Origin of the sequence: Paraburkholderia sp. SIMBA_030, from assembly GCF_046535245.1 — a bacterium.
GTDB lineage: Bacteria > Pseudomonadota > Gammaproteobacteria > Burkholderiales > Burkholderiaceae > Paraburkholderia.
In genome coordinates, this window is record NZ_JAWRXB010001292.1 from 1 (window position 1) to 247 (window position 247).

General features: G+C 28.3%; 1 protein-coding gene. It reads left to right on the top strand.

The annotated features are described in order from the left end of the window. Positions 1-247 (top strand): MrcB family domain-containing protein (locus SB772_RS44215; protein WP_410839051.1); only part of this gene is annotated, 247 nt, incomplete at both ends.

Consider the following 247-nt stretch of genomic DNA (forward strand, 5'->3'; position numbering starts at 1 on the left):
GTTGGACATATTTTAAAGATAAATATGGAACAAAGCTAGGGAAGGAAAAAATAAAAAAAACAGCTTCTATAATTAGAGGAAAATTAAATACTATACCTAGAAACATGAATCTTTTAAATATTGATTTAAAGGGTAATGGTGATCTTGCTAGAGGATATGAACTAGGACATATATGTGGACGATATTATGATGTGAGCAATATACCTAGTAAGGAAGAATTCATAACCGATTTACAAAATTTGTTGAT